This window comes from Sediminibacillus sp. JSM 1682029 (assembly GCF_041366435.1).
Classification (GTDB): Bacteria; Bacillota; Bacilli; order Bacillales; family Amphibacillaceae; genus Sediminibacillus; species Sediminibacillus terrae.
The window spans coordinates 104,381-121,055 of record NZ_JBEWYY010000003.1; the positions used below are offsets into that span (position 1 = coordinate 104,381).

Consider the following 16,675-nt stretch of genomic DNA (forward strand, 5'->3'; position numbering starts at 1 on the left):
GAAGATTGATGGTAACAACCCAACAAAAGAAGTTTATTGATTTGCTGGAAGAAATATTTCAATTTGACCAAGCAGATTTAGACTTCGGTATATATCGAATAATGAACCAAAAAAGAGAAGAAGTTACCAACTTTTTAAACAATGAATTAGTACCACAGGTGAAAAAGGCATTTGACAAGTATAGGAATGCAGATGTAGAAGCTATTAAGCAGCAAATGGAAGAGCTAGAACAAAAACTAAATGAAATGGGAGTAGCAAAGGATAGCTCGGAAAAATACTTAACATTAAATGAAAGGCTTAATAAAGGTGTCGATATTACGGCGCTAGAAAATGAAGTATTCTCTGATTTAACGAACTTTTTCCGCCGATATTATCATGAAGGTGACTTTCTTTCTTTACGTAGATATAAAAAAGATGTATATGCCATTCCATATGAAGGCGAAGAAGTAAAACTACACTGGGCTAATTCTGATCAATATTATGTTAAAACATCAGAGTATTTTCATAACTATACATTTAATTTACCTTCTGGAAAAACAGTACACTTTAAACTAATAGAGGCTAATACTGAGCAAAATAATAATAAGGCCCTGGAAGGAAAAGAACGCCGATTTATATTGTTTGAAGAGCAGCCTGTAAAAGAAGAAAATGGTGAATTCTATATTAATTTTGAATATAGACCTCCAGAGAATAAGCAAACACAAAAGCAATTAAATGAGAAAACGATAGAAATTTTACATTCTCTGAATTATCACAACGAATGGATACAAGAATTGCAGATACTTTCACCAACCGAAAAGAATAAGAAACGCACACTTCTTGAAAGATATTTAAATGATTACACTGCCCGTAATACATTTGATTATTTTATTCATAAGGATTTGGAAGGGTTTCTTCGTAGGGAGTTAGATTTCTTTATTAAAAATGAAATAATGCATTTGGATGATCTTGATACTGAAAATGAGAAACGATTTGAACAATACCTTTCTAAGGTGAAGGTAATTAAGACAATTGGACAAAAAATTATTAAATTTCTTGCACAAATAGAAAACTTCCAAAAAAGATTATGGTTAAAGAAAAAATTTGTTGTTGAGAGTAATTACTGTATAACGTTAGATAAGATTCCAGAAGAACTTTATATAGAAATAAGTCAAAATAAAGAACAAATAAAAGAGTGGATTAGGCTTTTTGCCATTGATGAGTTAGATTCTTTTACTAAATCATTATCAATAGAATTTCTAAAAGAAAATAGCAACCTACTACTTGATACGAAATTTTTTGATGATAATTTTAAAGAAAAGTTATTATCTCAGTTGAACAACATTGACAAGGATATTAACGGCGTACTAATACATAGTGAAAATTACCAAGCTTTAAGCTTATTACAAGATAAATATAAAGGACAAATAAAGTGTACTTATATTGATCCGCCCTATAATACCAATTCTACACCCATAATTTACAAAAATGGCTATAGGCATTCGTCATGGATTTCTTTAATGAAAGATAGGTTGCAGTTATCCAAGCCTTTAATGAATAATGAAAGTGTTTTGGTAATTGCTATTGATGATACAGAGTTGGTTAATTTGATGTCTGTTTTAAGAGAGAATTTCACTAATCATAGAATTTCACCAGTTACAATAGTTCATAATCCAAAAGGTTCAATAACTAAAGACTTTAACAGAGTACATGAATATGCAATTTTTATTACGGATGAGGAAGAAAAACACGTTATAAATCGTACATTAGAAAAGAATGAAACCCCAAGAAAGATGAGAAGATGGGGGGAGAATTCTCTAAGGACAGAAAGAAGGTTATCGTTCTATCCTATTTATATTAAGGATGGAAAAATAGTTAGGATTGGCGAAGTACCTGATGATGATTTTAGTCCAGCAGGAAAGAATGTTAGGTTAGATAATGGCGAAATTGAAATTTGGCCAATTGACCAAAATGGTATTGAAAGACGGTGGAATTTTGGTTTAGACAGTATTAGAGATAATTTAGATAGAATTACTATTATAGAGGATAATGGTGTTTATGATTTATTTTTGTCTCATGAATTAACGGTTCCTAAGACTGTTTGGACTGGGGGAGAATACGATGCTGGGAATTATGGAAATACATTGTTAATTAATATTCTTGGAAAAAAGTTATTCGATTTTCCAAAGTCCATAAATGCTGTAAAACAAAGTATAAGTTTGTCTACCTCAAAAGATCATAACGATATTGTACTTGATTATTTTGCTGGCTCAGGTACTACAGGGCATGCGGTTATAGATTTGAACAGAGAAAATGATAGTAATTTAAAATACATCCTTGTTGAAATGGGAGAGTATTTCGATACAGTAACAAAACCACGAGTTCAAAAGGTTATATATTCAAAGGATTGGAGAGATGGTAAACCTGTCTCACGTGAGGGTTCTAGTCATATGTTCAAGTATATAAGATTAGAGTCTTATGAAGATGCACTAAATAATATCCGTTTAAGTCGCTCTCCACAACAACAAGCGGCTCTTGAAGAGTCTATGTCTATAGAAGCACAGGAGGAATATCTTCTTTCTTACATGTTAGATGTTGAAGCTGAAGGAAGTCCATCATTATTAAATATTGAAGCATTTAATAATCCATTTGAGTATAAAATGATGGTTACAGAAGGTACGGAAACTAAACCTACCAAAGTCGACCTTGTAGAAACATTTAATTATTTGATTGGACTAAACGTTAAAACAATCGACACAATTAAGGGAGTTAAAGTTATTACTGGTTCCCTACAGAATGGGGAAGAAGTATTGATTCTTTGGAGAAAAACGGATGAGGTTACCAATGAACGATTAGAAGACTTCTTTAAAAAGCAAGGGTATAATTCTCGTGATAACGAATTTAATCGCATATATGTAAATGGAGATAACCACTTAGAAAACTTGAAGTTAGCTGAAGATAAATGGAAAGTAGTACTTATTGAGGAAGAGTTTAATCGTTTAATGTTTGCCGAGTATGATGTATAGGAGGTGAGAAGTAAATGGCCAAGAAAAAGAAAATACAGTTGAGCAACCAACTAGTATTAAATAAATATATGCTTCATCTCTTGGAAGTGGAGAATTTTGAAGAGTTAACTAAAGACATGAAGGATAGTACACTTGAGGAATTAGATACAGACAATGTATCACGATTTTATAAGCATCTTTCCACAAGACTTATTGAAAGGGTAGAATTAAGTGCTGATATATTAAGACAATATGATGAAAACATAGTTAGTCATACTATGAAAATAAATGATAAAAGAGATAAAAAGATAAAGTGGAAATATTTTCAGTACCTTTCATTGTTATTTACGGAGATTTATCTTGATCGATATTTTCATCAAAAGAGAAAATTACTTAGTGATTTAAACGCTTTTGTTGATAAGTTTAATGAAAATAAGTCCAAAACTGAGCATCTTAACTATTTCGATGAGGAGAGTCTGAAAAAATTGGCATTTTGGAATGCTACTGGCTCTGGAAAGACTTTACTCATGCACATTAATATCCTTCAATACATGCACTACTTTTATAAAAATAATCGCCGTGAGGACTTGGAACAAGTTATTCTTCTGACTCCAAGTGAAAGCTTATCAAGGCAGCACTTAAGAGAATTTGAAGCTTCAGGGTTACAAGCTGCACTATTCGATAAGAACATGCAAGGGCTTTTCAGGGGGGAAGAAATCTCGATTATTGATATTCACAAACTTAAAGATGATATGGGTGATAAAACTGTAGCAATTGACTCATTTGAAGGAAATAATCTAGTTCTTGTTGATGAAGGTCATCGTGGTTCATCTGGTGATGAATGGAGAAATAAACGTGAGAGGTTAAGTGAACAAGGCTTTGCTTTCGAGTACTCAGCAACATTTGGCCAAGCTGTATCAGGTAATACAAAGTTGATGCAGGAATATGCAAAGTGTATCATTTTTGATTACTCATACCGTTATTTTTATAGTGATGGATATGGGAAAGATTATCGTATATTAAATCTACAAGAAGATGATGATGACTATATACAAAAACTATATTTAACAGCTAGCTTCGTTAGCTACTATCAACAACTCAAATTATATATGGATAAAGATAGAGAACTAAGGCCATTTCTTATAGAAAAACCTCTATTTGTATTTGTCGGTGGAAGTGTAATTGGAAAGAATAAGAATAAACGTGATAAGCTGACTCAAACGGATGTAATAAAGATCCTTCTGTTTATTGCTCATTTTGTTAAAGACAGTAATGAAAGTATAAAAATGATTGAACGTCTCCTAGGTGGAAATCCAGGTCTTTTAGATAGCGGTGGAAAGGAAATTTTCGGTAATTCATTTCCGTATCTTCTGGATAAAGGTATGTCTGCAGAAGAAATTTATCATGATATTTTATTTTGTGTATTTAACTCCACTTTAGCAAATGCCTCATTACGTATAGAAAATTTAAAGGGCGTAGAAGGTGAGGTATCACTTAGGATTGGTGAGCATGAGCCATTTGGAGTAATTAATGTTGGAGAATCAAAGGAATTAACAAAAATTTGTGCTAATTATCAGGAATTACTAGTATTGGAACGTGATTTTTCAAAATCTTTTTTTCATGAAATAGATAAACAGGAATCATCGATTAACCTACTTATTGGTTCAAAAAAATTTACTGAAGGATGGAGTAGTTGGCGTGTTAGTACGATGGGTCTGATGAACCTAGGGAGAAGTGAAGGCTCACAAATCATACAATTGTTTGGACGTGGAGTCCGTTTGAAAGGTTATAATTTTAGTCTGAAACGTAGTGAAGCTCTTAAAGGCGAGATTCCTCAGGTGCCAAAGTATCTCAATTATGTAGAGACACTAAATATCTTTGGAATACGTGCAGACTACATGCAACAATTTAAGGAGTATCTTGAAGATGAAGGGATTCAGACTGAGTTCGATTATGAAGAGATTTATCTCCCAGTTTTAAAAGACTATCATAAAAGAAAGCTTAAGTTAAAGGCATTGCGTTTAAAAGAAGGTATAAATTACAAAAAACAGGGGCCTAACCCAATGTTTCAGTCACCAACGGAGCATTTACCGAGTAACGCCAAAATAGTTGTAAACTGGTATCCTAAACTTCAGGTTCAAGATAGTCGGTTAAAAGGATTAAGTATTCGTGAAAAGCAGGCATCTGAGCTTAACAAAGCAACATTTACAGAAAAGCACATAGCCTTTATGGACATGAATCATATATATTTTGAGATGCAAAAGTTTAAAAATGAGCGCTCTTGGTACAATTTAATCTTATCTAAAGAAGAGATTGTAAACCTATTATCAAATGATTATTGGTATGAGATAGAGATTCCAAAAGAAGAATTGGCATTTGATTCTTTTAACAAAGTAAAACGTTGGGAAGAAATAGCATTAGTGCTTCTTAAGAAGTACTGTGAGAAACAATATCTATATGCTAAAAAAGAATGGGAAGCCCCGCATATGGAGTACTATGATGTAACAGAAGCGGATAGCAATTTCTTTAAGGAATATAAGGTATCTGTTGATTCAAATGACGATAGTATGTTAGCTAAGTTAAAGCAATTGAAGGATGCGCTTAAAAAGAACAAACTATCTGACGTTAAGTTTGGAGGCTTAGAGTCATTTGCTTTTAGCCAACATCTATACCAGCCATTAATAACTGTGGATGGAACAGCAATCAAAGTTACTCCAGTCCCTCTTAATGATGGTGAATACACCTTTGTACAGGACTTAAAGTCATATTACGAACGCAATCAAGATTTCTTCGAGGATAAAGAATTGTATCTTTTGCGAAATCAAAGTAAAGGAAAAGGAATAGGTTTCTTTGAAGCAGGTGGGTTTTACCCAGATTTTATTCTTTGGATATTACATGGCAACAAACAGTACATTACCTTTGCTGATCCGAAGGGAATCAGGAATCATTCCATTACAGACTCCAAGCTTCAATTTTATCGACATATAAAAGAGCTTGAATATCGCTTAAATGATAATGAGATTATCCTTAATGCGTTTACTATTGCTAACACCTATTATAGTGATATCCTAAATACAGGACTAAAACTAAGCAAAGAGGAAATGGAAGATCAGCATATATTGTTCCAGAATGATGATAAGGAAACTTATATAGATAAAATGGTTCATGGTATATTACAAGAGAATAACATTACATCATGATATTAACAGGTAGGAGTCTTTTTAGCTCCTACTTTTTATTTTTATAAGGGGGAATACGATTGAATGATCATATTCTTAAAAAAATAAGTCAAATAATTATAGATTCTGCGAGGAAAAATGAAACCATCGAGTACAATCAAATTAGTAAACAATTAGGGGGCGCTATTTTACCTATAAGATTGAATGAACCATTAGGAGAAATATCGTTTAGGTGTATTAAACATGGCTTTCCGCCTCTATCGTCAATCGTTGTTAGCCATGATACAGGTTTTCCTGGAGAAGGCTTTTTTACCTGGGTAGCTGCTAAAATGGGACATCCTGACTTAGCACCCTCAAAATGGGATGATTTTTATAGTGAACAAAAAAATAGAGTATTTAACTGTGGTGATTGGGATTCATTTATTGACCAAGCCTTTTCAAGCAAAAAAGGGACTGGAAAGGTCGCTAACAATGTTGATTTGAATAAGATACTTGCTTCTAAAGGGTATCTACAGGGAGAACAAACACAGTATTACATACTTACTGTTAAAGCATTTTATGAAAACCAACAAAAGGGTCCATACAAGTATCATGTAGTTGTACTAGAAGGTGATAGAATATTAATTCAAAGTACAATTGAAGATAATGAGAAGAAGCAGCTGCTAACCCCTGCAAAGAGAAAAGGTATTCAGCTTTTACTAAACTATGATTCTGGTATTGTTTTTGAAGAAATAAAGATGATGCATTACAAGCCTGATAGGAAGGGGACAGAATTATGGGAAAAAGAGCCTTCCAATAGTTTAAATGAACTTATTCTTGAAGAGCGATCGTTAATGTTGCAACAACTTTCCGAAGAAGATATTGATTCAGAAAAGGCTCAAGAAGAATCATACTATAAAGATGGTAAGGCAATTCAATATTACGGAACACGTTACGAAAGAAATCCATTTAATAGAGGAAAAGCTATTGCAATTCATGGGGTAACTTGTAAAGCATGTGGGTTTAATTTTGAAGAAGTATATGGTGAGAGAGGAAAAGACTTTATAGAAGTTCATCACATTCAGCCCTTGTATGTCTTAAGTGAAGAGTTAGAAATTAATCCAGAGTATGATTTAGTACCTGTATGTTCGAACTGTCATAGAATGATTCATAGAAAGAAAGACAAAATTTTATCTATTCAGGAGCTTAAGGATTTTATTAAAAAAACACCGCAATGAACAGAAAACTATAAATGTTTAAATTTTATTTAGATTCATCATAGGTATCAACTTGGACTCGTAAGAGAATGTGAGAGGTGCTAGTATGGCAATAAGAGCTATAAAAATAAGATTCATCGATGAGAATAGCAATTATGAAGAAGAGATTCATTATAAAGTTTCCAAAGAGGAAAAAGGCGATATCAAGAATGGAATTATTGCTAACAATGCAGAATTAGCACAAGTATGCAAAAACATAGAGATTGGGCAAATAGGTACTCTAAAAGAGGGAGATAGATTCCTGTTAGTTGATAAAGAAGAACATTATGAATTGGATGAACTGGCAAAGGATTTGGATGTGGTTAGGCGTTTCCCTGACGAAAAATTATTACTTATAGGTGATAATCTTCCAAGTATTATTGCAAATGCTATTAGTGTACCAGAAAACACCAATGAATTGTTTAATATAATAATAGATGTAAAACTAACTAAATACGATATAGATGGATGTATTGTGCTTTTAGAGAAGCTGAAGGATAAATTGGATGTAGAAGGAACAATTAATCGATTAAAAAAAGTAAAAGAGCTACAAGGTAATATTCTAATAAATGATGTTAAAAATGTCTTTGTTCTAAATCAAATAAGTCAGTTATATAGGGATATGGAGATGTATCGAACAGCAAAAAGTGTTCTGAAAAGGTCGCTAGAAATTGATAAAAATAACCCTGTAACAAATACAAGATTAGGAAGTTTATCAAGACTTACTGGAAAGTATGAAGAAGGGATTCAGTACTATAATACTGCTTTATCTGTTAAAGAAGAGTCTTACCCATTTATAGGATTAGGTGGATTATATAGAGAAATAAAGCAACTATCAAAAGCAGAATACTCTTACCTTAGAGCATTGAATTTGGAGCACAATGATAACCATAAACATACCCATTTAGGTTTAGGGGCAGTTTATTTTGATATGCAAAGATATGAAGAAGGAAAGAAACATTATAAACTAGCCAATGTAGGGACAGGTTACTTCTATAAACGGTTTTATGAAGCTAAAGATAACTATGAAAATGAAAAAGCAATTGAAATATTAAACCTTATATTAGAGATTGATATAAATGATAGTAAAGCATATTGGTTATTGCGGCAAGAAGGTGGAATATAATGAGCACTAGAACAAAAGAAGAAGTAGAGGCATATGTAGAAGGACAATGTACATGCAATGTAATACATTCTAAACCTGAACAAAATTACAATGATCTTGGTTTCGAGGTGACTGTATGGAATGTCAAAACAGATATAGATGATTCTTGATGGGTGGTTGAAGGAGAAGGTTTGCCAATGAATTTATATCCCCAAGACCAAGCATATTATTTTTCAACAGATGAAGCTTATTCTTTTCACCTAGGATTAATGACTAGATTATTAAATGATAATGAAAAAGACCCATCTAAGATAATCCAAGAAGTTGAAAAGGAATAGATATCAGTGTCTGACCCGCTAAATGGACAGTTGTCCACGTGATGGATCAGATCCCTGGTTCTTGAAAAAGGTCACGAAAATAAAATAAAAAGTAAAATTGAGGACTACTTGCAAGCAGATTGAGAGTTTGCTTAAACGACGTTCCTTGAAGGGTAAAAGGTAGAAGAATAATTTTTTTCCTCTACCTTTTATTTTATATAAATCCAATCCAAAGATTAGTGCCCTTTATAATATGGTATTAATGGCGGATGAAGTGGATCGTCAGGGGTCATATGTTTTGTTATTGTATTGACCTTTTTTGAAAAATCTTCTGGAAAAGTATAATATTCTTTATCAACTATAATAAATTGTAAATCTTTCAATTCATTTTCCGCTAACTGATAAATAAAGGAATAAAAACCTTTAAAAATGTCTGCATTTTCTCGTTCACTAATATTTTTCATTGGAGTATCAATCATAAGGAAAGTCGGAAGTGGCACTTTTCTTTGTTTTGCTAAACGGTGTATTGCTAGTGCAAAGCAACATTTAAAAATCGTCTTTTTACCTCCGCTACCGAGATTGGAAAACTGCATTTCATATACATCATCATCTTTTTCACGATAAATTTTTGGAATGAAGTCTTTTGTGCTGATAGTTACGATATTATTATGGTTAACGCCTGGGAGTCCTACTTCGACTAAATTCTCAAGGAATAATGATTTAAGCTCTTCAAGATTACTATTGTCCTTCTCTGCATTTTCTCGTGCCTCCTTTAGTTCTCGTTTTAAGCGTTCTTCTTCACCTGATAAATTATCTGCCTTATCATGCAATTCCTTCACTTGATTAGTTAAGGGGAGTAATTTATTTAGGGCTACCTTTTCAGCTCTAAGTTGACCTAATGTACGTTCATAATCTTTTGCTTTTGCTAAATAAATTGAATCATAAGTGGATTGAAATTCAACTAGATCTTTATCAATTACTTGTTTTTCTTCTTTTACTCTATGTAATTCTTTTACAATGGCATCTCTCTGTCGGTTAAGGCGAGTAATAGAATCTTGTAATTCATTATATCTTGATGTTAAGTCAGTTTTTATAACTTCTATATTATTACTTTCAAAATTGTTTTGATCATCAAATGGAACCTTACATAAAGAGCAATGATTATTATTAGGGACCTTATTTATTAATTCACGTTCACATTGCGGGCAAGAAAAAAATGATAGATCCTTTAGGGTGTTCCTTGCAATTAATGATCGATTAACTTTCATTTTAGCTGATGCAAATTCCCCTAACAGCCTTTTCCTTTGTGCTATTTGTACCTCAATATCATAAATTGACGTATTAAGTTCATCTAGAAGAATCGCATAGGATCTTGCTTCTTCTCTTAATTTGTCTACGGGATGAGTAGTCTTTTCTTGTTTTAATTCTTGATTGATATTATTAATATTATTTTTCACCTGATTAATATTCTTATCAATTTCTTCAATTCTTCCTATGATGGTTGAAGTCTCTCCTATCTGGTTTTCCTCTAAAAACACTTGTAGTTGTTTTGCAGTAGAATAAAGAGTAGTCTTTTCATTGCGCACCTCAAGAAGCTCATTTTCTAGTAAAGCAACACTTTCTTGATGATAACCAAGGATTAACCTCATTACGTCACGACTTTTTAATCTTTTAAAATTGTTTGCTTCCCTTTCCAAATGAAACAAAGAACTATCAATCTCGTCCTGATTAAGGTAGCAAAACCACATTAAATCTCTAAAACTTAAACGGATTAATTCTGTATTCTCAGTCCTTTTGCTCTTCCTAACAAGTGGGGCATGAAATCCACCTAAATAAAATAAAAGGTCAGTTAATAGTATTATGTTAGTGTTAGGTACTAAAGGTTGAGCGTTTTCCTGCTTATATGTAGGCGCAATTACGTTTAGTACCACTTGCTTTTGAAGGTCGGCCCACTCAACTTGCACTTGATTAGAACCCTTCTCTCTAAAAAGAGTAACTTGATTATTGCCTAACACTAATTTTAATTCAGCACTAATGAATTCTTGTTGGAGAGCAGGCGTGACAATAAGTTCATTCCCTAAACAATAATCAATAAGTTGTAGTATAGTCGATTTACCAGCACCCATTTTTCCATAAAAATATGTAAGGTTAGTTGCAAATGGTATTTTTACTATTTCTTTTCTACAAGTAAGCGTTAATTTTTCTATTTTCAATTTCATATTTTTATCTCATCTCCCTGCTTCATCGTAACCATTTCAGGAAACACTTCATAAAAAAAATTAATAAGTTTCTTTGAAGAGTATGAACCAAAATGTCTTTTTATTAATCCACTCCTTGTTACATAATCTTGAAATTCAAAAAAACTAGAAATGGAATCTACTGTTTTATGACCAGCTTGAGTAATGGCGACATTAACTGTTTTTCCACTGATAATGTATGTAATTAAGCCTTTAGCTTCGAGAATTGTAAGGAATCTCCGATACCTACTATCCCATGGCCCATAATTGAAATGCATTAAATTAGTCTCTACACTTTCTCTTTCGTATACTTTTATATCTATATTATGTATATCTTTATCCTTATTTAGCTTCAGTAGCGCTCTTTCTAAGGCTACTGGATAACGTAAGAGAAAATCTAATTTTACTAACTTATTTATCCCATCAATAGTTTGCTTCTGATTTCTGCCCGCCATTTTATCAATCAAGATAAGAATCCTAATTATGTTTAGTTCATCATTCTCATCAAGTCTAATTATTCTTTCGAGTAATGATTGTTCCATGCTTTTTTCCAACCTCCTGTTGGTTCTTCACTAAATGCAACCTTGCATTCATTTGTGAGTATTCCGACTATGCCCTTAAGGATTTCATAAGGTGTTTCATATACATCACGATGGCGGTTTTCAACAATTTTTTCCAACCTGTCTTCAAGATCGTGAAGCATTATTACGCCAAATGGTGTCCCTTTTAATTTGCTCCTAGATTTTGATTCAATAGCTTGGTTTTTTACAATCGTACGAATTTGATCTAATTGTTTTAATGTTTCAGCGGGATTTTTAGTCTTATAATAATTATTTAAAATATAAGTCTCTGAGGACGCCCTTAAGTCATCCATGATTTCAATACTGTCTTCTTCAATTAGTCCACATTGCATTTTATAAAACATAAGGTCAGATGTAGAAGAGTTAGATTGAATTGGAGGTCCTTTTCTTGAACTGAGAAACAAGTTTTTTGTAAGCGGCTCAGTTATTAATCTGTTAATACTATCTATAGAAACCCTTTTAATATTTATATACACTTTATCGAGTAATTGTTCGTTACCATCTATGAAGGCAATATAGTCTTGAAGTGGATTTTCAATCCTTTTAGATGAAGAAAAATATATATGACTAACAATAGAATCAAGGATAATTTTTAATTTAGGTAAAGGTGTTTGAAAGCATTGTTCCAATTTTCCTAAATGATAAGTTAAGACTTTTGATTCTATATCTTCAATGCTAGGACCTTGTTGAATTTCAATTATGGATAAGACATTAATAACGTCCTGTTCATTTGATTTGCTATTTTCACAAAGCCATTTGAAAAATTTATCTAATGTAGATGGCTTGAAGGAATCTTGTGGTTTCTTAGTCTTCGCCTGTTTTATTAGGTTATTTAAACTTTTTCCTGTACCATCATTTCTTGTTGGGCAATTAGATACAAAAATAAATTTTTTAAACGAACCTGGAAAATCGTTATTTAGGTTAATGAATCTTAATAGGCTCTTTTTTACTGATTCCTCATCCAATTCTATTGGCCCGTCTGATATTTGCTTTGTCTTTATTTGTATTCCTTCAAATTTCCCATCATTACGAACACCTAAAATATCTTCATGGTGTTCACATAGTAATTCTTTATATGCTATCTTCCCTGAAGTCATTTGTATAGCAATAAGAGCAGTATATGTATGCTGGTATCTAAATCTTCTTTGTACTTCATCACCTGGATCAGTACTAGAGAGAACTTCATCAGGTAATACCGATTTTTTATTTACATGAGGTGTTTCATCGCTCATCGACTATCCTCCTAAAGTTCTATAGAAGTAAAAATAATTCATATTAATTACATTCTACAAAATTTTACAAATACCTCTGCTGTTTTTCTTTAAAACTAGTAGTTTAGCAGGATTCCTCTATAATTTATTGAATAATAGAAATAAATGTAAAAATGTAAAGACAACTTGAAAGGGAGGCTTTTTTATGCCAAACCATTTATCGGTACGAATTGCCTGGCATGACAATGGATGGAATGGGCGAGTATGCAATAATCCGAGTGAGAATGTTTATTGTGTGGGTAGATACTCTTACCCAGGAGATGTTATTGCCAGTAAACGTAATTTAGAATGGGAAGAAGAAAACAGCGGAGTACATGCATCAGAGTTAGTAAAAGTTCTCCCATGCTCGTATAGTATTAATGCTTTCGGTGACCGTGAAATTACTGCGGAGAACGAACCGCCAGTATTTTTTAACGATAATACCAAAACAGCAAAGTGGACTATGCCACCATACTCTATCAGTACATGGCCATATGAGGCTATGTATGATGAGAGTGCTAAAAGTAATGGTAGATTTGATCCTGAATTAAGAGCTAAAAATATGAGGGAGTATTTTGCTGATCTAGAGCAAGGTACGTCATTAATTTTTTATTATGCCAACTATGATAACCCTTTTAGCGGTGAAAATAAAAAATATGTTCTTGTTGGTGTGGCTCGCTTAAAGAAAATTGGAGATGAAATGACCTATGAAAACCAAAGTGAAGACAGTCTTAATAGATTCGGAGGTTTTGTATGGGGACGTGTTATTCAATCTAATTATGCCGAAGAGGGTATGAGAATTCCTTATCACCGTTATATGGACAATGAAGAAATCCTTTCAAAATTAGCTTTTATTCCAGAAAATCAACGAAACTTCAAATATGGAACACGGAAATTTAGTGATGACGAGGCGTTAGGTTTAATTGAACGTTTTTTAGATATTGCACTTACGCTTAAAGAGCTTGGCGATACCACTGAAGATTGGAATCAAAGAATAAACTGGTTAAGTAGCTTAATCAATGAGCTTTGGGAACACCGAGGTCTACTGCCTGGTTTACCAGCAGTTATGAATTATATAAATTTCTCAAAAGCAACTCCATATATAAAATCACAAGTCGCCAGAACAGATATCAGAGAAATCAAGGACTCGCTCTTTGGATTGCTTGAAGGAAAAGCTGAGGCACCATCTTATTTAAATATTGATAAAACGGAATTAAAGAAAATACAGAGGCATTGGAAAATCAAAGAAGACGAAAAGCGAACTATACTTAAAGACGTTCTTCCTCGTTTCGACCTTTCAAAAGAGCAGATTGAAAGAATTGTTAGTGAGAATAGAGAAGAATCTGGTATATATTCATCTTTAAGTGAAATAATTGAAAATCCATATTTACTGAACGAAGAATATATCGGTGATGACTCGGATGATAGAATAACATTTTATAAGATTGACCATGGAATTTTCCCATCCCCTGACTTAGGTCAAGAAAGTTTGATGGATACAGATGACCCGAGAAGATTAAAAGCACTCTGCTGTGAAGTGCTAAAGCAGTTTAACCAACATGCATTTTTAGATGCGAAACAGATTTTAAACAAGTTAAATAAGAGCCTTTCACACATGCCTGAATATAAAAAAGATTCTTTTACAATGCGGCATATAGAAGTAGATGAAGACGAGTTGGCCAAAAGCCTGTATATAAGAAAGACAGACCAGTCAATTTATCTATATCGTAAACATGTACATGAACTAGAAAGACAAATTGAAAAGGTTATTCGTACGTTGCTATCACGGTCTAAGATAACCCTCAAGTATCCAGTTACAGATGATGATTGGGAGAATATGCTTTACAGTCCTGACAGCCCACTTCTTGAAAAAGCTCCAGATCAATATAAGAGCATATTAAATGAACAAGTTGAGATATGCCGTCAAATATTTAGACAGCCAATATCAATTATCCATGGAGAAGCTGGGACAGGGAAAACAACAATACTTAAATCTATTATTAATGGAATAATGAAAGCACACGGTGAAGGAACAACCTTTCAGTTATTAGCTCCGACAGGAAAAGCAGCGGATCGATTAAGGGAGAGAACAGGCAAGGCTGCCGAGACGATTCATTCATTCTTGGCCAAGCGTGGTTGGTTAAATAATAATATGACCTTTAAGAGAAGCGGCGGAACAGTAGAGACGAACGTGACCACATATATTATCGATGAAGCCTCTATGATAGACGTCAATTTGTTGGCAACTCTGTTTAAAGCGATAAACTTAAATACTGTCCAAAGGTTGATCTTTGTTGGAGATGTCAACCAGCTCCCACCAATAGGGGTAGGTAAGCCTTTTGCAGACATTTTACATTGGTTGAAAAACAAATTTCCTGAATCAGTAGGAATGTTAAAAACGAATTGCAGGCAGCTAGAAAGCGGCGGTATATCTTTAAAGCTTGCCAGTATCTATACGGAAAGGTCTAATGTAGAAAAGGAGATCAATTCTGAGGATGTATTACAAAAAGTACAGAAGGGTGGAAAGATCGATAAAGATTTAACCGTTTTATACTGGAATGATGGAGAAGAACTTAAACGGAAGATATACCAAACAATCATTAGTGATATCGAGGAAATAAAAGGAGAAAAGGTTGATCCAGAAAGGCTATGGGAAGACTTTAAGGTGCTTAATCAAGAAGGTGGAAATCACAGTGCAGAGGCTTTCCAAATCATCTCACCATATAGAGGTGAAGCATTTGGTACTGAATCAATTAATCAGTTAATCCAAGATGTTTTTAACGGTTCTAATAAAACAAATAAAGGAAATCTCGGTGGGGTTAGTTACTTCGATAAAGTGATTCAATATAAAAATCGTCCAAAGTCAAACCCATATTGGGCCTATAATATGCAAACAAAATCAAATGAAAAGGTCCAAGTATTTAATGGAGAATTAGGATTTGTACATGTGCATCCGTTTGATAAAAAGAAATGGTACTGGAATAACTTTCGGTTACAAAAGTTCCAAGTTCTATTTAATCGAAAAGAACATTACAGAGTATCTTTTGAATCAAAGTCGGTAGTAGAAGAAAATTTGGAATTAGCTTATGCGATATCGGTACATAAGTCCCAAGGAAGTGAATTTAAAAGAGTTTACTTTGTGCTGCCGAAAAGTAAGAAACGTTTACTCTCAAAGGAACTCTTTTATACAGGTATTACAAGAGCACAAATGCATACAACACTGTTTGTGGAGGAAGATATATCCCCATTGCTAAGTTTGAGCAGAAAAGAAGCATCTGAACTAATTAAGATCAATTCTTCAACTTTTGAATTTGAGCCTATTCCATTAGAGTTTTTTGATATGGATGAATGGTATGAGGAGGGTAAGATACATCGGACCCTTTCTGATCATATGGTTCAGTCTAAAAATGAAGTCATTATTGCTAATATCTTGTTTGAAGAAGACATTCCTTTCCAATACGATGTTCCTTTATTTGCAGATGATGGGACATTCTACCGACCAGACTTTACTCTTAAGTACAGCGGAGAGGAATGGTATATCGAACACCTTGGAATGTTAGATGTACCAAGCTATCGTCAACATTGGGAAAAGAAAAAGAATTGGTACGATAAACATGGATTCTCTCAACGATTGATTGTGACAGATGACTTAAATGGTGTCGATGCAAAAGCTTGGAGAAGTGTGGTCCTGGAAAGTTTGAATAAATAATAAGCAGGAGAGGTGAATTCCTCTCCTTATTTTCTGGCCTATCCAACAAAAGTATGACTATTAAAATAGTTTTATTTA

At 33.1% G+C, this 16,675-nt stretch carries 10 protein-coding genes; 7 read left to right on the forward strand and 3 right to left on the reverse strand.

The features are described from left to right. The first annotated feature begins 8 nt into the window (after nucleotides 1-8). The 6 genes from ABVF09_RS06845 (at nucleotide 9) to ABVF09_RS06870 (ending at nucleotide 8,841) form a co-directional block, all read left to right on the forward strand. Complete coding sequence (locus tag ABVF09_RS06845) at nucleotides 9-3,005, forward strand: site-specific DNA-methyltransferase (RefSeq protein ID WP_371068834.1); 2,997 nt, start codon at nucleotides 9-11, stop codon at nucleotides 3,003-3,005. 14 nt (nucleotides 3,006-3,019) lie between these two features. Continuing rightward, nucleotides 3,020-6,184 carry a DEAD/DEAH box helicase family protein gene (locus ABVF09_RS06850; RefSeq protein ID WP_371068835.1) on the forward strand — a complete coding sequence of 1,055 codons (3,165 nt, stop codon included), beginning with the start codon at nucleotides 3,020-3,022 and terminating at the stop codon, nucleotides 6,182-6,184. A 59-nt stretch (nucleotides 6,185-6,243) separates the two neighbouring features. Continuing rightward, nucleotides 6,244-7,380, forward strand: coding sequence for an HNH endonuclease (locus ABVF09_RS06855; protein ID WP_371068836.1), 1,137 nt, complete (start codon nucleotides 6,244-6,246; stop codon nucleotides 7,378-7,380). A gap of 85 nt (nucleotides 7,381-7,465) precedes the next feature. Continuing rightward, nucleotides 7,466-8,524: a tetratricopeptide repeat protein gene (locus ABVF09_RS06860; protein ID WP_371068837.1), complete on the forward strand. Its 1,059-nt coding sequence runs from the start codon at nucleotides 7,466-7,468 to the stop codon at nucleotides 8,522-8,524. Continuing rightward, entirely contained in the window at nucleotides 8,524-8,673 is a 150-nt protein-coding gene (locus ABVF09_RS06865; protein ID WP_371068838.1) for a hypothetical protein, read from the forward strand. The genes ABVF09_RS06860 and ABVF09_RS06865 overlap by 1 nt, the downstream gene beginning before the upstream one ends. A 3-nt stretch (nucleotides 8,674-8,676) precedes the next feature. After that, entirely contained in the window at nucleotides 8,677-8,841 is a 165-nt protein-coding gene (locus ABVF09_RS06870) for a hypothetical protein (protein WP_371068839.1), read from the forward strand. A 215-nt stretch (nucleotides 8,842-9,056) separates the two neighbouring features. On the opposite strand, the gene ABVF09_RS06875 is transcribed toward ABVF09_RS06870, so the two are convergent. The 3 genes from ABVF09_RS06875 to ABVF09_RS06885 are packed head-to-tail and all read right to left on the reverse strand — an operon-like array spanning nucleotide 9,057 to nucleotide 12,870. Beyond that, nucleotides 9,057-11,039: an AAA family ATPase gene (locus ABVF09_RS06875; RefSeq protein ID WP_371068840.1), complete on the reverse strand. Its 1,983-nt coding sequence runs from the start codon at nucleotides 11,037-11,039 to the stop codon at nucleotides 9,057-9,059. Further along, on the reverse strand, nucleotides 11,036-11,599 hold the full coding sequence (locus ABVF09_RS06880; RefSeq protein WP_371068841.1) for a hypothetical protein: 564 nt from the start codon (nucleotides 11,597-11,599) through the stop codon (nucleotides 11,036-11,038). The genes ABVF09_RS06875 and ABVF09_RS06880 overlap by 4 nt, the downstream gene beginning before the upstream one ends. Next, nucleotides 11,572-12,870, reverse strand: a complete 1,299-nt coding sequence (locus ABVF09_RS06885; RefSeq protein ID WP_371068842.1) for a dsDNA nuclease domain-containing protein — start codon at nucleotides 12,868-12,870, stop codon at nucleotides 11,572-11,574. Before ABVF09_RS06885 ends, ABVF09_RS06880 begins: the two co-directional genes overlap by 28 nt. 184 nt (nucleotides 12,871-13,054) lie before the next feature. Between ABVF09_RS06885 and ABVF09_RS06890 the strand changes: the two genes are divergently transcribed. Beyond that, nucleotides 13,055-16,597: an AAA family ATPase gene (locus ABVF09_RS06890; RefSeq protein ID WP_371068843.1), complete on the forward strand. Its 3,543-nt coding sequence runs from the start codon at nucleotides 13,055-13,057 to the stop codon at nucleotides 16,595-16,597. Nucleotides 16,598-16,675 lie beyond the last annotated feature (78 nt).

Bases quoted from the DNA above. Each gene is read 5' to 3' on its own strand.
- ABVF09_RS06850 (WP_371068835.1), top strand. From the start codon at position 3,020: ATGGCCAAGAAAAAGAAAATACAGTTGAGCAACCAACTAGTATTAAAT.
- ABVF09_RS06880 (WP_371068841.1), bottom strand. From the start codon at position 11,599: ATGGAACAATCATTACTCGAAAGAATAATTAGACTTGATGAGAATGAT.
- ABVF09_RS06890 (WP_371068843.1), top strand. From the start codon at position 13,055: ATGCCAAACCATTTATCGGTACGAATTGCCTGGCATGACAATGGATGG.
- ABVF09_RS06875 (WP_371068840.1), bottom strand. From the start codon at position 11,039: ATGAAATTGAAAATAGAAAAATTAACGCTTACTTGTAGAAAAGAAATA.
- ABVF09_RS06865 (WP_371068838.1), top strand. From the start codon at position 8,524: ATGAGCACTAGAACAAAAGAAGAAGTAGAGGCATATGTAGAAGGACAA.
- ABVF09_RS06845 (WP_371068834.1), top strand. From the start codon at position 9: ATGGTAACAACCCAACAAAAGAAGTTTATTGATTTGCTGGAAGAAATA.
- ABVF09_RS06860 (WP_371068837.1), top strand. From the start codon at position 7,466: ATGGCAATAAGAGCTATAAAAATAAGATTCATCGATGAGAATAGCAAT.
- ABVF09_RS06885 (WP_371068842.1), bottom strand. From the start codon at position 12,870: ATGAGCGATGAAACACCTCATGTAAATAAAAAATCGGTATTACCTGAT.